This is a genomic window from Pseudomonas sp. Hz4 (assembly GCF_054898165.1).
On the sequence record NZ_CM142719.1, the window covers coordinates 3,764,554 to 3,781,436 of the forward strand.

Sequence of the window (16,883 nt, forward strand, 5' to 3'; positions counted from 1 at the left end):
TCAAAGCCGAAACCGATCCACCGACTGCGAGAGCTTGCCCGCCAGGGTGGACAGTTCATCGGTGGTGGTGGCGGTCCGGCCAATGACCTTGCTGTTGCCTTCGGACATGCCGGCAATCATCTCCACCTGATGGGCGATTTCATTGCTGGCCAGACTCTGCTCACCGATGGTGCGGGTAATGTCATTGACCAGCTGAGTGGTGTTCAGCGTGGCGTCGAGGATTTCCCGAATGGCGCGCTCGACATCGGCGGTCACCGCCATGCCTTTGTCGACCTGCGCCACGCCCGCCTCCATGCTGGTCACCGCCTCGCGGGTGCTTTGCTGGATGCGTGAAACCATCGTGGCAATTTCCTGGGTGGAGGCGCTGGTGCGTCCCGCCAGGCTCCGTACTTCGTCGGCCACCACGGCAAAACCACGCCCTTGCTCACCGGCGCGAGCCGCTTCGATCGCAGCGTTGAGCGCCAGCAGGTTGGTTTGATCGGCGATGCCCTTGATCACCTGGATGATGCTGAAAATCCCCTCGGACTCCTTGTCCAGCGTGCGGATCACCTGGGCCGATTGCTGCGCCGAACGCGCAATACCGTCCATATCGTTGACCACCTGATGGATCACCCGACCGCCATCCTTGGCCAGTGCCTCGGCCTGATTGGCCATGTTCAGCGCCCGCTCGGCATGCCGGGTAATTTCCTCGATACTCGCGGTCATTTCGCTGGCTGCAGCCGCCATGGTGCTGGCCGCTACGCTTTGCTGCTGGCTGCTACCGGCCACTTCGTGGCAGCCACTGCTCAATTGCTCGCTCATGCCACTCACGCCATGGGCATTGCTGCGCACGACTTCGATCATGCCGCGCAGGTCGCGCTGCATGGTCGCAAGGCTGCGAATCAGCGCGCTGGCTTCGTCCTTCTGAATGGGCTCGACAATCGGTTCGCTCAGATTGCCATGGGCGATGCTGTGGGCGATGCGGCTGGCGGCCTGCAACGGTCCCATGATGCTCAGGATCACCCAGCGGCCCTGGGCGAGCAGCAATAACAGGCTGGCGATGAGTACGCTGCCAAGGGTGAAGTTGGCGTTGCTGATGACTTTTTGAGTGCCGGCGCTGGTCTGTTGGGTGTTGGTTTCGATCAGTTCACTGAGAGCGGCCATCTGGTCTTCCAGTTGGCTGAACGCAGTATTGAAGGTGCCCAGATCTTTTTGAGCAGCTTCCGGATTTTCCAGCGCCAACCCGACGATCCGTTCGGCTGCGCTGATGTAGTTGTCGAGGCTTGGCTTGATTTTGTTCAGGCCCGCTTTAATGGTGTCGTTGACCGGCAGCTTGAGGTTTTCACCGAGCATGTCACGAAAATGCGCCGCATGTTCCTCGATGGAACTGCGCACCTCGGCTTTGCTGCTGGTACTTTTGCCCAAGCCCACCACCATCGCGGACAGCACGTCGGCGCGTAATGCGTCGTGCATCATGTCGGCTTCGAGGTGATTGCGCAGCGCGGTCATACTGACCTCGTTGTCATTCACCGCTGCAGCCATCTGGGTGTTCCCCCAATAACTGACCAGGCTCATGATCAATGCGGTGAGCAGGCCGGTGCCAATCAGCAGAATCAAACGTAATTTTATGGACACTCTGTGGATCCTCTCTCGTCACGTTTGTCAGTTGCGTAATGCCAACTGCGGATTGGTTTGCTGAAGAGGCTATCGGCTGGCGCGAGCGGTTATTTAAGCGAACATCCATACGCGCATGTCTTTACGACATGCGGTGTCTTGCCGGTTTGATTGCGCCCTGATCAAGCAGCAGAGTAGTGGCGAGTCACGCCGACGACGCCCGGCCATAAAAAGACTTTGCTTCGGTTGGTTTTTTTGTTCGAACTATCAGGAACCATCAGCAGTACTGAACTTGTCGATGCAGGCCTGCAACGTCAGGGCATTGCCCAGTGCAAACCCGCTGGCGGTGTTATCGAAGATGCACCAGGTGTTGATCCCCTTCCGCACCGAGTTTTGCACTTGCTGCGCCAACGCCTGCAATCGATCCGGCTCATAGTCACTGTGATAAATACGCGGCGAGCCATGCAGCCGCCAGTAATGGATTCCAGGCCAGCCGCCCGGTGTCCCGCCACCGGTCATCGGCGACGGATCAGCCGCGACCCGCCCGACGCGCTGCTCAATCAACAAAGCGTCTGCGTTCAGCCAGGTTTCATGCCGGGGCTCAAGGACCAAAGCCCCAGCATAACGCTGCCGCAGCGCCAGGAAAAAGTCTGTGGCGATGCCTTCGTCGAAAGCCAGTGACGGCGGCAACTGAACCAGAAGACAACCCAACGAATCGCCAAGCGCCGTACATTGGGAAAGAAACTCATCCAGCAGCCGCTCACAATCCTGCAATCGCTGAACATGAGTGATGAGCTTGGGCACCTTGACCGAAAAACGAAACGGCTCCGGTACCGACTTCGCCCAGCGTAAATACGTTTGCGGCCGATGCGGGCGATAAAACGTGCTGTTGATTTCTACCGCCGTCAGGTGCGACGCGTACCGCTGCAAATGCGTGCCGTGGCCAGGAAACATCGGCCAGTGCTCACGAGGCAGATTCCAGCCCGCACAACCGATGTAAAACAACGAGTCCAGATTCGCCCCAGCCAAGAGTTTTCACCTTCATTTTCGGAGTACCGCCTCGAACTTAACTTCGAGACAAGCCCTCAACACAAGTTCTTTTTTGCCTCGGCTGCATGCTAGGTTCCATGATGACCGATGAGTGATAGTTTTCACTGTCGTTCTGACTACCCACAACAACAAATGCAGAACCAGACCATTACCGTGTCAGACGTGGCGTTGGTCCGCCATCACTTCTCGGCACAAGCACTCAAGGGCACCGAAGTGGTGCCAACAGAAACCGAGAACTTCCAGAGTTGGCAAAAACAGAAAGGCCACTGGTTGCTGGTAGGTCGACAAGCGTTCAAGTTCTGATTCTTGCGTAACGAAGGGGACACCCTCCTGCCAGGCAACTCGATCACACGGAGTGCAAGGTGCGTGGCGGTCATGTCTGCCGATTCAAACTGCGGCCAATCGTAGAAAAGGCCAGCGAGCCTCGTGTTTCACCCCACTCGCCAACCCCCGCACCAGAACGCTACAGTGACGCAACCGACACCTGAGAAACGATGAACATGGATGGACTTCACCAAGGAAGTTGCCTCTGCGGCACAGTAAAATATCGTGTGGCCGCCGAGCTGAAAGCGGTTACCCATTGCCATTGCAGCCAATGTCGCAAGGGCCACGGGGCAGCGTTCGCAACGTATGCAAGCGCGCCCAGGTCTGCGATTACGGTCATCGCGGGCGTCGAAACGCTGAGAACCTATCACTCGTCTGAAGGCGTCTCTCGACAGTTCTGTAGCAACTGCGGCTCTTCGCTGTTCTGGTCTGATTCCAAGGGCGCATTTTTGGAGTGGATGTCAGTGGCGATCGGCACGCTGGATACGCCGTTTCTGAGTGAGAAACAGAAACACGTATGCGTCGATTCGAAAGCGCCGTGGTACGCAATCGAAGATCAGTGGTCACGGACGGGGTGATAGCTTTCGGACAAAAGGCGAATCCATATGAGGTACATTGATACCCGATCCGCCAAACCGGACAACAACCCTCAAATTCTCCTGGGATGACACCGTGAATGCCAATCAGAAGCTGCGGACTTTCGACTTGATTCTTGAGGCCGTGTTGCCGGAGTTCCGCGACCGGGTGGCCGAGTACCTGCAGCTCTACGAGGAAGCGCTACACGACGACATTACCCACTCTGACGCGCGGCGTGCATCGGCCAATCAGCTCAGGGGTTACCTGCGAGGCCTCAACACGACCAGAGTGTTGGGCATGGCTGATTGGGAAGCGCTGGACCGCCGTGTTGCTGAGTCGTGGTTATGATTGATGCGACAACCCGCGGCTTGAAGTTAAATTCACTGATGGGAGGACCGTACTATGACGACGCGAACTGAAACTGCCATCCTGGCCGGTGGTTGCTTCTGGGGCATGCAGGATTTGCTAAGACGCTACCCCGGCGTGGTGTCCACGCGGGTAGGCTACTCGGGCGGTGATGTGCCCAACGCGACTTACCGCAACCATGGCACACACGCGGAAGCGATCGAGATCGTATTCGATCCGGACCAGATCACCTATCGTCAGATCCTCGAATTTTTCTTCCAGATCCACGATCCGACGACGAAGAATCGTCAGGGTAACGATGTGGGTATGAGCTACCGCTCAGCACTCTTCTATCTCGACGACGAACAGAAACAGGTGGCCGAGGACACGGTGGCCGACGCTGATGCATCCGGCCTCTGGCCCGACAAGGTCGTCACTGAGATCCTGCCCGCAGGCCCGTTCTGGGAAGCAGAGCCGGAACATCAGGACTACCTCGAACACTATCCCAACGGCTACACCTGCCATTTCATTCGGCCAAACTGGAAGCTGCCCAAACGAGGGTGATGGTGAGGTCAAAAGCGGTCCCGCCGACGGCGTCGACGAGACCGTTTCTGCCCCGGATTTGTAACGCTCTGTATGTTCGCGGGCGATCTTACACAGCGATACATAACCCCTGGATCAGGACACATACGCAGTACATGAAGGTGAAAAAGTGGGTGGCGTCGCAAACCTGATGTTCTCCGATGAACCCAGGCTAAAGAGCCCAACACCCATGCAGGAGCCACCTCATGATCAATGAAATCGATACCGTGCTTTATACCGGCAAGACCCACACGACCGGGGGCCGTAACGGCGAGTCGCAAAGCGACGACGGACGTTTGGACGTCAAGCTTTCCGCCCCGGGTTCGTCAGGGAGTGGCACCAATCCCGAACAGCTGCTGGCGGCAGGTTGGTCGGCCTGTTTCATCGGTGCAATAGGTAAGGCGGCCGCCGCATTGAAGGTGACCCTGCCGACTGACGTCGCCGTCGATGCCGAAGTGGACCTGGGCAAGACCGAAGACGCCTTCTTCCTTCAGGCGCGCCTCAATGTAAGCCTTCCGGGCCTGGACCCTGCTGTCGCACGGGCGGTGGTGGATGGCGCCCACCAGAGGTGCCCGTACTCCAAAGCGACCCGTGGCAACATCGACGTCACGATCAATCTGGTTTAACCAAAACACCCTGTGCGGCCTGCCTTTCCGGCAGGCTGTGCTGGCAATTGCTGCAAGCCGCTCAATCGTCCTCATGCAACTTGATACCGCGGGCGTGAAGCAGATGCGGGACCACCAGCACCAGCAGCGTTAGCGCGAGGAACGAGGCTGCAATGGGTTGCGTCACAAACACCAGCCAGTCTCCCTCACTGATGGACAAGGCGTTGCGCAGCTGCTTCTCAGCCATGGGCCCGAGCAGCATGCCGACGATCACGGGCGCGACGGGAAAATCGAAACGGCGCATCAGCACGCCGCCCCAACCGATCGCCAGCATCAGCAACAGATCGAAGGAAGAATGGCGCATGCCGTACACGCCGATGGTGGCAAACACCAGAATGCCGGCGTTCAGATACGGCCGGGGAATCTGCAGGAGCTTGACCCAAAGGCCCACCAAGGGGAGGTTCAACACTAACAGGATCACGTTGCCGATATACAGCGAGGCCACCAGGGTCCAAACCAACTCCCCCGACGTCTGGAAGAGCATCGGACCCGGTTGCAGGCTGTAGTTCTGGAACGCGGCCAACAGAATCGCCGCGGTGGCGGACGTCGGTATGCCGAGCGTGAGCAGCGGTACCAAAGAACCCGTCGCGCTCGCGTTGTTGGCCGCCTCGGGACCGGCAACCCCCTCAATCGCACCCTCGCCCTTGCTGCCCGCAAACTCTTCCGGGTATTTGCTCAGTTTGCGTTCCGCCGAATAGGACAGGAACGTCGGAATTTCAGCGCCACCAGCCGGAATCGAGCCGAATGGAAAACCGATCATCGTGCCCCGTAGCCAGGCGGGAACCGATCGTTTCCAGTCAGAGCGCGTCATCCACAGCGAGGTCAAGCGGTGCCGACCGGTCGCTTCTTCCTTTTGATAAAGCAGGCTGTACAAGGCCTCGCCTACGGCAAACAACCCGACCGCCACGAGCACGACTTCGATGCCATCAACCAACTCCGGCACCCCCAAGGTGTAGCGGGCAATGCCCGAGGTCGAGTCCAGGCCGATCAAGCCGATGGTCAGTCCAATCCCCAACGAGGCGAAACCGCGCAGCATTGAAGCGCCGAGTACCGCAGACACCGTCGTGAAGGACAGCACCAGAATCGCGAAATACTCTGCAGGACCAAACTTGAGCGCCAGCGTGGCGACAATGGGGGCAAACAGGGTCAGAAACACCGTCGCGATGGTGCCGGCCACAAATGAGCCTATCGCAGCCGTTGCCAAGGCCGGCCCTGCCCGACCGTTGCGGGCCATGAGATTGCCTTCCAGGGCCGTGACCATGGAGGACGATTCACCGGGCGTATTGAGCAGGATCGAGGTGGTGGAGCCGCCAAACTGCGCGCCGTAATAGATACCGGCGAACATGATCAAGGCTCCCGTTGGATCGACCTTGGCGGTAATCGGCAGCAGCAACGCAACGGTCAGCGCCGGTCCAATACCCGGCAAGACACCAATGGCTGTGCCGAGCAAACAGCCGATAAAGCCCCACATCAAATTGATCGGTGTCAGCGCAGCGGAAAAACCAATGGCCAGGTTCGCGAGAGTTTCCACCTTGTTTACCTCCTTCGGCCCGGGTCAGATCCAGGCGTTGACAAGGGGCGGCAGGGAAACCCCTAGCCCGGCGCTGAACAGCCAGTAAATCGGCAGGGTCAAGGCCATGCCAATGGCGAGGTCGCGCACCGGACGGCGACTGCCAAAACCCCGTGCCGAACAGGCAAACAGCAGCGCGGCCGCCAAGACGAACCCGATGAGGTTGATCAGCACGGCCACCCCCACAAGCCCCGCAGTTACCCAGGCTGCGCCGAGTTTGCCGCCGGGCAGCGCTTTGGCAGATTCGTCGCGGTGGTCTGCCAAACCGCGGAAACCACCGGTGATTGCCTGATAACACAGCAACAGACCGACGCCCCCCAGGAACACCGCGATGGCGTACGGATAGACGTGGGCCCCCAGGATGACGAACCCCATCTCGGGAGGAAACCGAAACGCGCCGAACGCCAACACTGCGCTGATGGCAATCACTGCGGCGCCGATCGCCAGTTGTACCGGCACTATGGCGCGAGGCTGGGTCATTTCGAAATCAGCCCGACTTCGACCAGCATCGCACGCAGCCGCACGTGCTCTTCGTCGACAAATTTGCCGAACTCATCGCCGGTCAGGATGTTGGGTGACCATTTGTTGGTGTCGATATTTTCTTTCCAGACCTTGCTGTTGGCAGCGGCAACGACCGCGTCGGTCACTGCTTTGCGCTGCTCAGGCGTGAGATTCGCGGCACCGTAAACACCACGCCAATTGCCGATGGTCACGTCGTAGCCTTTCTCCTTGAGCGTCGGTGCATCGATGCCTTCAATGCGCTCCGGCGCGCCGATGGCGAGTACACGGAACTGGCCGTTTCGGATGTATTGGCCCAGCTCGGCATAACCACCGGTGATCACCTTGATTTGCCCGCCCAATGCCTGAGCAACGACTTCCCCCCCACCCGCGAAGGCGACGTAATTCACCTTGTTGACCGGAACACCGAGTTTAGCGGCCAGCTCGGCAATGCCGATGTGATCGATAGACCCCTTGGAGCCACCGCCCCAAGCGATACTGGTCGGCTTGTCTTTGAAGACGTTCAGCAAGTCCTCCAGGGTTTTGAACTCAGACTCCTTGCGGACAGCAATCACGTTGTATTCGGTAAAAAGCCGGGCAATCGGCGTCACGTCCTTCAAGGTAATTTGCGGCTTGTTCTGTTCAATGGCAGCGACCATGATCGCGCCGACAACGAGCAGCGCATCCGGATCGCCCTTGGTGCTGTTGGCGAACTGCGCCAGCCCCAACGTCCCCCCTGCTCCGCCCTTGTTTTCGAAGGTAGTGGATTTGGCCGCGTTGGCCTCGATCAAGGCTTTGCCCAGGACCCTGGCGGTCTGGTCATAACCGCCACCCACAGAACCTGGGGCCATGAACTTGACGGTGTCCAGCGCAAAGGCCGGTGTCGCGAGCGCGGCAGCGGTAATGGCCGTAGCGATGCAGCGGCTGAATCGATGGAACAAAGCGGACATGAGTGGTCTCCCTATTGCATTGTTTTTATAGGTGCCGGATGAACGTTGATCAGGGAGAAACCCTGCTCAATGAACATTGGCCTGCGGATAAGCGTAGGCCATGGTTAGGGAGACGGCATTCAACGAATTCGCTATCGTCATTCGACTATTGAACCGGACCCGCTCGAACCAGGAAGGTGAATACATGGCCAACACTCATGCCGGTGACCGCAGCAGCGCGTGGTCGGTGTTTCTCATCTTCCTGCGCCTTGGATTGACCTCATTCGGCGGGCCCATTGCGCACCTGGGCTACTTTCGCGATGAGTTCGTCACACGACGGCGCTGGCTGACTGAGCGCAGTTATGCGGATTTGGTGGCGCTGTGCCAATTTCTGCCGGGGCCGGCAAGCAGTCAGGTCGGCATCGCGCTGGGCGTGTCTCGGGCGGGATACCGCGGGGCGCTGGCCGCCTGGGCTGGCTTCACGCTGCCTTCGGCCGTTGCCCTGATTTTGTTTGCACTGGGCATTTCACAATATGGCACGGCCCTCTCGCCCGGCGCACTGCATGGCCTCAAAGTGGTGGCCGTCGCGGTGGTTGCGCAAGCGGTCTGGGGCATGGCGCGAACCCTGTGCACGGACGTGCTGCGAGTCTCCATCATGGCGATGGCGGCCTGCGTTGCCCTGCTTGAACCGTCCGCCTGGGGACAGGTCAGCGTGATTGCCGCCGCGGGCTTAGCCGGCCTTCTGTTGTTCAAACCCGATCAGAGTGCCGAGCACGATCCACTGCCGATCACGATCAGCCCCAGGATTGGGGTGATATGGTTGTCGCTGTTTCTGGCATTGCTGATTGGCCTGCCGCTCTTGACCCAGCTGCTGCCCAATCAAACCGTGGCGATGGTGGATGCCTTCTACCGGTCCGGCTCGCTGGTGTTCGGTGGCGGGCACGTCGTTTTGCCACTGCTGCAAGCTGAGGTGGTGCCTTCCGGCTGGGTCAGCAACGAAACCTTCCTGGCCGGGTATGGCGCCGCGCAGGCTGTACCCGGCCCCTTGTTCACGTTCGCCGCGTTCCTCGGCGCGTCGATGAACCTCGCCCCGTCGGGCTGGATCGGCGGCATGCTTTGCTTGCTGGCGATCTTCACGCCGTCCTTTCTGTTGATCGTGGGAGCCTTGCCTTTTTGGGAACGGTTGCGCCGCAGTTTGCGCACACGGGCCGCACTGGTCGGCGTGAATGCAGCGGTGGTCGGCCTGCTGTTGGCCGCGCTGTATCAACCTGTCTGGACCAGTGCCATTTTCAAGCCGCAAGACTTCGGTTTGGCCCTGGTCGCCCTGGTTGCGCTGATGTTCTGGAAACTCCCGCCGTGGCTGGTGGTTGTCGGCTGCGGGGTCGCGGGGTGGCTGTTGAGCGTCATGTTGTAAGGAACGAGCAATAGCCGACAAGCAAGCTATTGATATTCAAACATCTACTTCTTCAGAAACATTTGGTCGGCGCAGTGCTGAAAAATGTCCGGCTATTCTAAAAACCCTGTGTGATTCAAAGTCCGTCAGGACTCACGTTGATCAATGATCTGCAACAGGAGACTTGTCATGAAAGGCATGCTCGGCAGCATTGGATTGTCACTATTGCTGGCTGCAACGGCGGCGTTCGCGCATCACGGCTGGAGTGAATACGACTCCAGCAACACCTTGCAGCTGAATGGCACGATAGAAGAATCCGGTTACTCCCATCCTCACGGGTTCGTGCGCCTCAAAACACAAGACAACACCTGGAACGTCGTCCTGGCACCGCCTTCGCGCATGGAGAACCGCGGCCTTTCCCGGGACATGCTGAGTGTGGGTAACACGGCCACCGTGGTCGGCTATCAGAATCGCAACAACCCCGATGAACTGCGTGCCGAACGCATCACGGTCGGCGACAAAACCACAGAGTTGCGCTGATGCAGGCCATCGATACCCGCGCTGGTTCGAGTCCGTATAACTGGCTGGACTGGGTGGGTGAATCGCAGCTTGGGGCGGCAATGCGCGGCGACTTGTGGCTGTATCCGATGGTTGAGGTGGTTCACATCATTGGATTTTCGGTGCTTGTCGGCTCTGTCGTGATGTTCGATCTGCGGGTGCTAGGGCTGTCGAAAGAGATTGCGGTGACGGCCCTGGCCCGCCACCTCCTGACCTGGTCCATCGCGACCCTGCTGTTGATCGTGCCCGCCGGGCTGCTGATGTTTTCAGCCCACCCCCATGACTTCGCATCGAATGACATTTTTATCTTGAAGCTGTGCCTGATCGCTACTGCGGGGGTCAACGCCGCGCTTTTCCACGTCGGGATATACCGCTCGGTCACCCAGTGGAACACGGGGGCTGCGGCGCCTGGAATCGCAAAAGTCCAGGCACTGCTGTCGATTGCGTTATGGATCAGCGTGGTGTTGTGCGGCCGGCTATTGGCGTACACCTGATCATCAGGTATTGGTTTTCAACTTGGTCCACAGGCGGGTAGTCAACCGTGCAATGGCAGCGGGGAGTTCCTCGACGGTGAACAACTTGTCCAACACCGTTGTCGGCGGGTAAATCGCCCGGTCCTGCTTCACGGCCGGAACAACATACTAATCCGCCGCAAGGCCGTCGTTCTGTTCGGCAAACCCTTGAAGACCCGGGGCATTTACGCCTTGAACCTGCAACCTCCGCCGCCTCTCATCCAGCCTGTTCGCTGATCATGCAATGGTTCGCCCAACAGGCCGAACAGCAAGCCGGCGAAGTTTGACCACGACGGTTTGAGCACTATATTCCGCGCCCTAACCCTTCTGTCGCATTAGCGAAAGCGGCGCCCGCCTCTTTAACCAGCTTGCGCCATTCAGCACCGTTGATGAGCCCGGTGCGCTCCATCTCATCGGCGGCTTTCAGCAGTTCGTCGTACTGTTCTTCACAATCCATCCGGATCTGGGGCTCTTTCAGGAGCTGGTACCAGGCGTCCAGGGCTTCCTGTTTGCGATCATCATTCATAGTCAAATTCCCAGGCGGTGACGTCCTTTGGAAGTAATACATGAATGGCCGTTCCTCGATTCCGACGTACGGCGTTGAGGGATGGCCCAGTGACGTGCCCCATGACAAGGCGATGGAACTGATCGCCAAAACCCTGTTCACCGACCGCACCACCGCCGCGGCCTGGCACACCAAGCCGTCTTGGTACGCGGTCGCCAGCCTCGACCAGACCATCAACCCCGATCTGGAACGCCGGCGCCGTTTTATTACAAAATTGTCATTGAACTGTGGGTCGACTGTCCGGATCTCCTAGTTAACCTGGATTCACTGCCAGGCAACCCATCGGCAGCCAACCCGCCCTGAATAGAGGGAATCATCATGAAAATGTTAATCCTCGGTTTTGCCGCTCTCCTCGCCACGGGTTCGGCGTTTGCCGATACTCAGACCGCCGAACCTGTCATCCACGACAAGGTCGGTTTCTTCGTCCACTTGGATATCGCCAAAGACCTCTCCAGCAATACCATCTCGCAAGAATGCGGCATCGTCCCCGCGCAGCTCATTTACCTCGACCGTCAGGGTCGCAAGCACGTGCTGGATTACCAAGTCCAGGGCATGGATTGCCTTGGTGATAATTGATCAGTCGCCTGGACTCACAGGGGATCGGGCTACACTGGCGCCAATGTCTCGCCCCTGTAGCCCGCCTCCGGCTCTATGTTGCTAACCCTTGAACCAGGCCGATTCCCATGAACATCCTCGTAGCCGAAGACGAACCCAAAGCAGGCAATTAACTGCTCAACGGCCTGCAGGAACTCGGGTACTCCGTCAGCCTGGCGCGCGATGGCGACGATGGCTTGCACTTGGCCCTGAAGAACGATTTCGACGTCATTGTGCTGGACGTCATGATGCCGAAAATGGATGGCTGGGCCACACTTGTGGCGAGGGGGCTTGCTCCGGAGTTTTTAATTTTTCTGCGCTTTCGACCTGTTCAGGTGGATCTAAAATCTACTTCATCTGAAATGGCAAAAAACACCACCCCCCTTGAGCAGTTTTGGCATAGGCCAATAACGTTACCGACTCTAGACTCGCCCTACAATAAACGTACTGAAACACAATCGAATCCAGGACTGTTCCAGGGGAATCAACATGAATCCATCCGACATTTTTGTTATCAGCGCCGTCCGCTCGGCCATCGGCAGCTTCGGCGGTTCGCTCAAAGATGTACCGCCCATTCAATTGGCGACTGACGTTTGCCGCGCCGCCATTGAACGATCAGGGCTGGCACCTGAACACATCGGTCACGCGGTGATGGGCCATGTGATCCCGACGGAAGCACGTGACGCCTACATCGCTCGCGCGGTGGCGATGAATGCCGGCCTGCCGAAAGAGACGCCGGCCTTCAACGTCAACCGCCTCTGCGGCTCTGGTTTGCAGGCCATTGTCAGCGCCGCGCAAAGTTTGATGCTGGGTGATGCAGGTGCTGCATTGGCCGGTGGCGTCGAGTCCATGAGCCGCGGCGCGTATCTGTTGCCGCAGGCACGCTGGGGCGCACGGATGGGTGATATGCAAGCCATCGACTACATGCTCGGTGTTCTGCACGATCCGTTTGCCGGTTTCCATATGGGTATCACCGCGGAAAATATCGCCGAACGCTATGGCATCACTCGCCAGGCCCAGGATGAACTGGCGCAGGTCAGCCAACAACGGGCTGCCCGGGCAATTGCCGAAGGCCGGTTCATCGAGCAGATCGTGCCGATCGAAGTGGCGTCTCGCAAAGGTACTGTAACGTTTGCGACGGACGAGCATGTCCGGGCAGATGTCAGTGCCGAGCAATTGGGCAAGATGAAACCTGCGTTCAAAAAAGACGGCAGCGTCACCGCCGGCAATGCGTCGGGACTGAATGACGGTGCCGGCGCACTGATCATGGCCACAGGTCAGATGGTTCGCGAGCAAGGCCTCAAGCCCATCGCCCGACTGGTTGGTTATGCCCATGCCGGTGTCGAGCCTGAACTGATGGGGCTGGGTCCGATTCCGGCCACCCGGCTGGTACTCAAACGCGCAGGTCTGACGGTCGCTGATCTGGATGTGATCGAGTCGAACGAGGCTTTCGCCGCTCAGGCGTGTGCCGTGGCGCAGGAATTGGGCTTCGACCCGCAGAAGGTCAATCCGAACGGTTCGGGGATTTCGCTGGGCCACCCGGTCGGCGCGACCGGCGCGATCATTGCCACCAAAGCCATTCATGAACTGCACCGTGTTCAGGGTCGCTATGCCCTGGCGACGATGTGCATCGGCGGCGGCCAAGGCATCGCCGTGTTGTTCGAACGCGTCTGATCGACCCAAACGCTGACGGCGCCCATTGCGGGCGCCGTGTCGTTTTACCACGATGGAGTCATTGCTCAATGCACTCCCATTTCAGCTCGGTATAAGCCTCAAAGACCGCACGTCCACGGGCAGTGGCAATACGGTTAGCACTACACGAAAGGGTGGCGGCTGTGTGCGAGTTAGTAGACCGGTGACACCACCAAACGCTTTTAAACAAGCACTCCCGAACACCCAGTGATCACTGCGCGTCCAGCCTCTCTGCGAACAGTCCCGACTACTGACAGAGCACTGATGGCAGACGCCGCGATGGGGCTTGCTGTTGTCTTTTCAAGCGTTAGCGACGGTCTGGAACTCAGGTGTCAAGCCCAATCAGCTCGACGTTGCGCAGAAGGTTGACTGAAACCGTTTCGTTTGAGTGATTGATTGCGCAGTGGTGCTAAAGTGATAGCACGTCACCATATTCTCCCAAGTCTGCTAATTTCGATGGTGAAGGGCTTATAAAAAGTATGAGTAGCTTGCCGGTGACGCTAACGCTATCAAGCGTGGGCAATTTGAACTGATTCTCGTCATCATTGAGCGCGAGGGGAAGTAAATGAGGTCTGAAAATGATTTTTGAACCCAACAGTACCCGTTCAGTACTCCAGCGAAGAAGCAGTACCAGTATCGTCATTCAGGCCGGTCTCGATTGCGTTGCGGTGACCGGCGTCGCGTGGTTTTTGATCCATTATCATATCGGCTTCATAACGCAGGACTACGTCATCCTGCTCCTGCTGCTGCTTGGGGCGTTGGCCGTCGTGTACGACCACTATGCTATTTACCGCAGCAACGTTGGATTTACCGTCAAAGCCTTCAAACTTTTAAAGGCGTGGACTGCAACATTTGGTTTTCTCGTTGCCATGGCCTTTCTAACCAAACAAAGCGAACAGTACTCGCGATTGTTGGTTGGGGAGTTATTTGTTATTGGATATTTTGCTCAGTTGGTTTTGCACCTGGCGACACGCGAAATGCAGAAGAAGTTTTTGGCGCATTCGACGCAGTTGGAAAACGCTCTTATTATTGGCTCGGGTGAACTGGCCAGCTATCTTCACAAGAAAATCAGCAATAATCCCTGGCTCGGTGAACGCATCGTCGGATGTGTGTTGATTGGCGCAGACGATGATCGGGGAAAGGACGTTTTGGAAGGCACACAACGTCTGTTGATACTGGGCGATATCTCCGAACTTGATGAGATAGTCATTAAACACGCCATTCGTACCGTCTATTTTGTGACGCCTCTGGGTGGCTCAGAGGTTATCCAGGATGTTTATTTAAGGCTGTTCGATAAACACATCTCTGTTAACTGGGTGCCTGACATCTTCTCGTTGCGCCTGATCAACCACAGTGTTCGCGAAATTGCCGGCATTCCCGTGCTGACCTTGTCTGAAACTCCGCTGATGGGGATGCGTCTGTTTCTGAAGAACCTTGAGGACAAAGTCCTGGCTTTTCTCATCTTGCTTTTTGCGGCACCCGTGCTGGCCGTTGTTGCCATTGCGATTAAGATCGATAACCCCGGCCCCGTGTTCTTTCGTCAGCAACGTATGGGGTGGAGTGGAGAAGTTTTCCGTATCTGGAAATTCAGAAGCATGGTCGTCCATCAGCCGTCAGACGGCATCGTCAAGCAGGCACAAAAAAATGATCCACGCTTGACCAGGGTTGGAGCTTTTATTCGGCGAACCAGCCTGGATGAGCTACCGCAGTTATTCAACGTTTTGATGGGAGAAATGTCTCTGGTGGGTCCGCGCCCGCACGCTATTCAACACGATGTGCAGTACTCGCCCGACGTCTCGGGCTACTTTGCGCGTCACAACATTAAACCGGGCATCACAGGCCTGGCTCAGGTACGTGGATATCGAGGTGAAACGAGGGATATAGAGCAGATGATCCGGCGCGTTGACTCAGACATCGAATACATCAACAACTGGTCGCTGTGGCTCGATTTCGTCATTCTTGTACGGACTGTGTTTGCCTTCTCCGGCAAGCATGCTTACTAGCCCGACCTTCCCCAGGAAGCTGTCATGACGGAAACAGATTTAGCGTACGCTCAACCTCATCGGGGTCGATACTAAAGCCCTTGACCTCTTTCTCTACATCAGCAACCTATTCAGGTGGATACAATAGTTTCCAGGACAGGGGGTAACGTCAGATGCGTGTAGCGGCTGCGCAAGGTGTCGAGAAGCACCTCTCCAGGCTTTCTGGAACAATGAAGGTATATTTTGAATAGTCCACCAAAACCCATTTCACGATATCGACCCGCAACCTCCTCATCACTTGGTCCGTCCGGCAACCCAAGATGAAGTGTCAGCATTTTGCCTTCGACAGCAAATAGAGGCGTTTCCCAAAGAAACTGGGCTGCGCCCACCTTGGGCAGTCGAACAAATAAATAGCCGTGGTTGCCCAGCGTATCTACATCACCGCCACGCCGTCTTTTCCACTCGAGAAGTCCGTCGTCCGGGCGTGCCAGACAAGTTCCGATATCATAATAGTCAAAACCATTTTCTATTGCCCACTCAAGCGCCATGAACGTGGTAATCGAGTTAATCTCACGTAACTTCTTAGCATCTGAAAATACAACATCGGGATAACCGAAACGGACTGTGCTCCAGTAGCGTTTTCCTGCCCTGGTAATTACGCACCCAAGATGGCATGCAACAATTTCATCCTCCAACAGAACTAGATCGAGCCGTCCGACATTTTTTGCCACCCTTTGAACCTCATTCGATTCAATTTGAGAGGCGGCTGCTCCATGCCTTGCGCTGGCATAGGGCTTAAGCATTTCCCGATCTGCGATTTCAATTTCGTCATCGTTCAAGGCCTGTTTCATACGATAGCGCAGTCGATTCTTGCGCAGATTTCGACGTAACTCGGTATTGTATCTGGCGGTAATATCCTCAATTGACCTGCTCAGCGGCACGACAGCACTCAAATATTGAGGCACATACAATGCTCCCAAGGTCGGCATTTCACTGACCCACACCGTCCGGTCTGAGTTATCCAACTTCAACGGGCTATCAACCGCTTGAGATTCAGCGCCCAGTAGAACCTTCACAAATTCCCGCTGTGTTTTCCTGCCCACATAGAGAATGACATGGGTGCTGTCCTCTCGCAGTTTGAACCTGGCAACTTCCCAACGCCCAACATACCCTCCCAAGTATATCTCGCAGCCAGGCGGCAGCTTTCCTTAGCTCAAAGCGAATTGAAGGAGATATTAACTTACGTATGAATGCTGTTATGTATTTTTTCATGTGGTTATCAGCACAATTCAAGGAAGGGCCATTTTAGTTTACAAATCAATAACCTAACTACTCGAAATGAAAGCTCGACAGTTGAGTACATTTTCAAAATCAAGATTGTTCGACAACATTTTGTTGACGCCAATCTTAATGAAGAAAACGCCCCCAAACACACCCGTCAAGTCGATAATTCCA

The 16,883-nt window shown here is 56.9% G+C and carries 16 protein-coding genes and 6 pseudogenes; 13 read left to right on the forward strand and 9 right to left on the reverse strand.

The window, feature by feature from the left end; all coding sequences use genetic code 11:
• The 3 genes and pseudogenes from ACYZTR_RS17080 to ACYZTR_RS17090 form a co-directional block, all read right to left on the reverse strand.
• Window positions 1-864: a methyl-accepting chemotaxis protein gene (locus ACYZTR_RS17080; RefSeq protein ID WP_461979770.1), complete on the reverse strand. Its 864-nt coding sequence runs from the start codon at window positions 862-864 to the stop codon at window positions 1-3.
• Window positions 859-1,614: pseudogene (locus tag ACYZTR_RS17085) on the reverse strand (MCP four helix bundle domain-containing protein); the annotation flags it as partial. The gene ACYZTR_RS17080 and the pseudogene ACYZTR_RS17085, both read right to left, overlap by 6 nt.
• A 246-nt stretch (window positions 1,615-1,860) precedes the next feature.
• Complete coding sequence (locus ACYZTR_RS17090; RefSeq protein ID WP_461979772.1) at window positions 1,861-2,547, reverse strand: DUF72 domain-containing protein; 687 nt, start codon at window positions 2,545-2,547, stop codon at window positions 1,861-1,863.
• A 225-nt stretch (window positions 2,548-2,772) separates the two neighbouring features.
• Here ACYZTR_RS17090 and ACYZTR_RS17095 point away from each other — a divergent pair.
• The 5 genes and pseudogenes from ACYZTR_RS17095 to ACYZTR_RS17115 form a co-directional block, all read left to right on the forward strand.
• Window positions 2,773-2,946 (forward strand): annotated as a pseudogene (locus ACYZTR_RS17095) (nuclear transport factor 2 family protein); the annotation flags it as partial.
• A 197-nt stretch (window positions 2,947-3,143) separates the two neighbouring features.
• Complete coding sequence (locus tag ACYZTR_RS17100; protein WP_461972726.1) at window positions 3,144-3,545, forward strand: GFA family protein; 402 nt, start codon at window positions 3,144-3,146, stop codon at window positions 3,543-3,545.
• Window positions 3,546-3,639: 94 nt separating this feature from the next.
• Window positions 3,640-3,891: a hypothetical protein gene (locus ACYZTR_RS17105; RefSeq protein WP_461972728.1), complete on the forward strand. Its 252-nt coding sequence runs from the start codon at window positions 3,640-3,642 to the stop codon at window positions 3,889-3,891.
• Window positions 3,892-3,945: 54 nt separating this feature from the next.
• On the forward strand, window positions 3,946-4,452 hold the full coding sequence (gene msrA, locus ACYZTR_RS17110) for a peptide-methionine (S)-S-oxide reductase MsrA (RefSeq protein ID WP_461972730.1): 507 nt from the start codon (window positions 3,946-3,948) through the stop codon (window positions 4,450-4,452).
• A 224-nt stretch (window positions 4,453-4,676) separates the two neighbouring features.
• Window positions 4,677-5,096, forward strand: coding sequence for an organic hydroperoxide resistance protein (locus tag ACYZTR_RS17115; RefSeq protein ID WP_461972732.1), 420 nt, complete (start codon window positions 4,677-4,679; stop codon window positions 5,094-5,096).
• Window positions 5,097-5,157: 61 nt separating this feature from the next.
• On the opposite strand, the gene ACYZTR_RS17120 is transcribed toward ACYZTR_RS17115, so the two are convergent.
• Genes ACYZTR_RS17120 through ACYZTR_RS17130 form a run of 3 tightly spaced genes read right to left on the reverse strand, consistent with a single transcriptional unit; the run spans window position 5,158 to window position 8,153 of the window.
• A complete protein-coding gene (locus ACYZTR_RS17120) occupies window positions 5,158-6,666 on the reverse strand; it encodes a tripartite tricarboxylate transporter permease (RefSeq protein ID WP_461972734.1) in 1,509 nt (502 codons plus the stop codon).
• Between the two features lie 24 nt (window positions 6,667-6,690).
• Window positions 6,691-7,185 carry a tripartite tricarboxylate transporter TctB family protein gene (locus ACYZTR_RS17125; protein WP_461972736.1) on the reverse strand — a complete coding sequence of 165 codons (495 nt, stop codon included), beginning with the start codon at window positions 7,183-7,185 and terminating at the stop codon, window positions 6,691-6,693.
• Entirely contained in the window at window positions 7,182-8,153 is a 972-nt protein-coding gene (locus tag ACYZTR_RS17130) for a tripartite tricarboxylate transporter substrate binding protein (RefSeq protein WP_461972738.1), read from the reverse strand. The genes ACYZTR_RS17125 and ACYZTR_RS17130 overlap by 4 nt, the downstream gene beginning before the upstream one ends.
• Window positions 8,154-8,337: 184 nt before the next feature.
• On the opposite strand from ACYZTR_RS17130, the gene chrA reads away from it, so the two are divergent.
• The 3 genes from chrA to ACYZTR_RS17145 all read left to right on the forward strand — a co-directional run bounded on the left by chrA (window position 8,338) and on the right by ACYZTR_RS17145 (window position 10,577).
• Window positions 8,338-9,546: a chromate efflux transporter gene (gene chrA, locus ACYZTR_RS17135; protein WP_461972740.1), complete on the forward strand. Its 1,209-nt coding sequence runs from the start codon at window positions 8,338-8,340 to the stop codon at window positions 9,544-9,546.
• 168 nt (window positions 9,547-9,714) lie between these two features.
• Window positions 9,715-10,065, forward strand: a complete 351-nt coding sequence (locus tag ACYZTR_RS17140; RefSeq protein WP_461972741.1) for a DUF6152 family protein — start codon at window positions 9,715-9,717, stop codon at window positions 10,063-10,065.
• A complete protein-coding gene (locus ACYZTR_RS17145; RefSeq protein ID WP_461972743.1) occupies window positions 10,065-10,577 on the forward strand; it encodes a DUF6644 family protein in 513 nt (170 codons plus the stop codon). The genes ACYZTR_RS17140 and ACYZTR_RS17145 overlap by 1 nt, the downstream gene beginning before the upstream one ends.
• A gap of 3 nt (window positions 10,578-10,580) precedes the next feature.
• On the opposite strand, the pseudogene ACYZTR_RS17150 reads toward ACYZTR_RS17145, so the two are convergent.
• Together ACYZTR_RS17150 and ACYZTR_RS17155 are read right to left on the reverse strand one after the other, a co-directional pair.
• Window positions 10,581-10,724, reverse strand: a pseudogene (locus tag ACYZTR_RS17150) (spermidine/putrescine ABC transporter substrate-binding protein PotF); the annotation flags it as partial.
• 175 nt (window positions 10,725-10,899) lie between these two features.
• Window positions 10,900-11,121 (reverse strand): hypothetical protein, encoded by a 222-nt coding sequence (locus ACYZTR_RS17155; RefSeq protein ID WP_461972745.1) that lies wholly within the window; start codon window positions 11,119-11,121, stop codon window positions 10,900-10,902.
• Between the two features lie 88 nt (window positions 11,122-11,209).
• On the opposite strand from ACYZTR_RS17155, the pseudogene ACYZTR_RS17160 reads away from it, so the two are divergent.
• From ACYZTR_RS17160 to ACYZTR_RS17180, 5 genes and pseudogenes are all read left to right on the forward strand, one after another.
• Window positions 11,210-11,353 (forward strand): annotated as a pseudogene (locus tag ACYZTR_RS17160) (alpha/beta hydrolase); the annotation flags it as partial.
• Window positions 11,354-11,478: 125 nt separating this feature from the next.
• Complete coding sequence (locus tag ACYZTR_RS17165) at window positions 11,479-11,736, forward strand: DUF2790 domain-containing protein (protein ID WP_461972747.1); 258 nt, start codon at window positions 11,479-11,481, stop codon at window positions 11,734-11,736.
• 152 nt (window positions 11,737-11,888) lie between these two features.
• A pseudogene (locus ACYZTR_RS17170) lies at window positions 11,889-12,032 on the forward strand (response regulator); the annotation flags it as partial.
• A 211-nt stretch (window positions 12,033-12,243) separates the two neighbouring features.
• Complete coding sequence (locus tag ACYZTR_RS17175; RefSeq protein WP_461972749.1) at window positions 12,244-13,428, forward strand: acetyl-CoA C-acyltransferase family protein; 1,185 nt, start codon at window positions 12,244-12,246, stop codon at window positions 13,426-13,428.
• Window positions 13,429-14,024: 596 nt separating this feature from the next.
• On the forward strand, window positions 14,025-15,449 hold the full coding sequence (locus ACYZTR_RS17180; protein ID WP_461972752.1) for an undecaprenyl-phosphate glucose phosphotransferase: 1,425 nt from the start codon (window positions 14,025-14,027) through the stop codon (window positions 15,447-15,449).
• A gap of 110 nt (window positions 15,450-15,559) precedes the next feature.
• Here ACYZTR_RS17180 and ACYZTR_RS17185 read toward each other — a convergent pair.
• Window positions 15,560-16,700 (reverse strand): annotated as a pseudogene (locus ACYZTR_RS17185) (hypothetical protein).
• Window positions 16,701-16,883 lie beyond the last annotated feature (183 nt).

Coding starts and splice junctions, on each gene's coding strand:
- ACYZTR_RS17080 (WP_461979770.1), bottom strand. CDS start 864: ATGCAGCGCGACCTGCGCGGCATGATCGAAGTCGTGCGCAGCAATGCC.
- ACYZTR_RS17090 (WP_461979772.1), bottom strand. CDS start 2,547: ATGTTTCCTGGCCACGGCACGCATTTGCAGCGGTACGCGTCGCACCTG.
- ACYZTR_RS17100 (WP_461972726.1), top strand. CDS start 3,144: ATGGATGGACTTCACCAAGGAAGTTGCCTCTGCGGCACAGTAAAATAT.
- msrA (WP_461972730.1), top strand. CDS start 3,946: ATGACGACGCGAACTGAAACTGCCATCCTGGCCGGTGGTTGCTTCTGG.
- ACYZTR_RS17115 (WP_461972732.1), top strand. CDS start 4,677: ATGATCAATGAAATCGATACCGTGCTTTATACCGGCAAGACCCACACG.
- ACYZTR_RS17125 (WP_461972736.1), bottom strand. CDS start 7,185: ATGACCCAGCCTCGCGCCATAGTGCCGGTACAACTGGCGATCGGCGCC.
- ACYZTR_RS17130 (WP_461972738.1), bottom strand. CDS start 8,153: ATGTCCGCTTTGTTCCATCGATTCAGCCGCTGCATCGCTACGGCCATT.
- chrA (WP_461972740.1), top strand. CDS start 8,338: ATGGCCAACACTCATGCCGGTGACCGCAGCAGCGCGTGGTCGGTGTTT.
- ACYZTR_RS17140 (WP_461972741.1), top strand. CDS start 9,715: ATGAAAGGCATGCTCGGCAGCATTGGATTGTCACTATTGCTGGCTGCA.
- ACYZTR_RS17145 (WP_461972743.1), top strand. CDS start 10,065: ATGCAGGCCATCGATACCCGCGCTGGTTCGAGTCCGTATAACTGGCTG.
- ACYZTR_RS17155 (WP_461972745.1), bottom strand. CDS start 11,121: ATGAATGATGATCGCAAACAGGAAGCCCTGGACGCCTGGTACCAGCTC.
- ACYZTR_RS17165 (WP_461972747.1), top strand. CDS start 11,479: ATGAAAATGTTAATCCTCGGTTTTGCCGCTCTCCTCGCCACGGGTTCG.
- ACYZTR_RS17175 (WP_461972749.1), top strand. CDS start 12,244: ATGAATCCATCCGACATTTTTGTTATCAGCGCCGTCCGCTCGGCCATC.
- ACYZTR_RS17180 (WP_461972752.1), top strand. CDS start 14,025: ATGATTTTTGAACCCAACAGTACCCGTTCAGTACTCCAGCGAAGAAGC.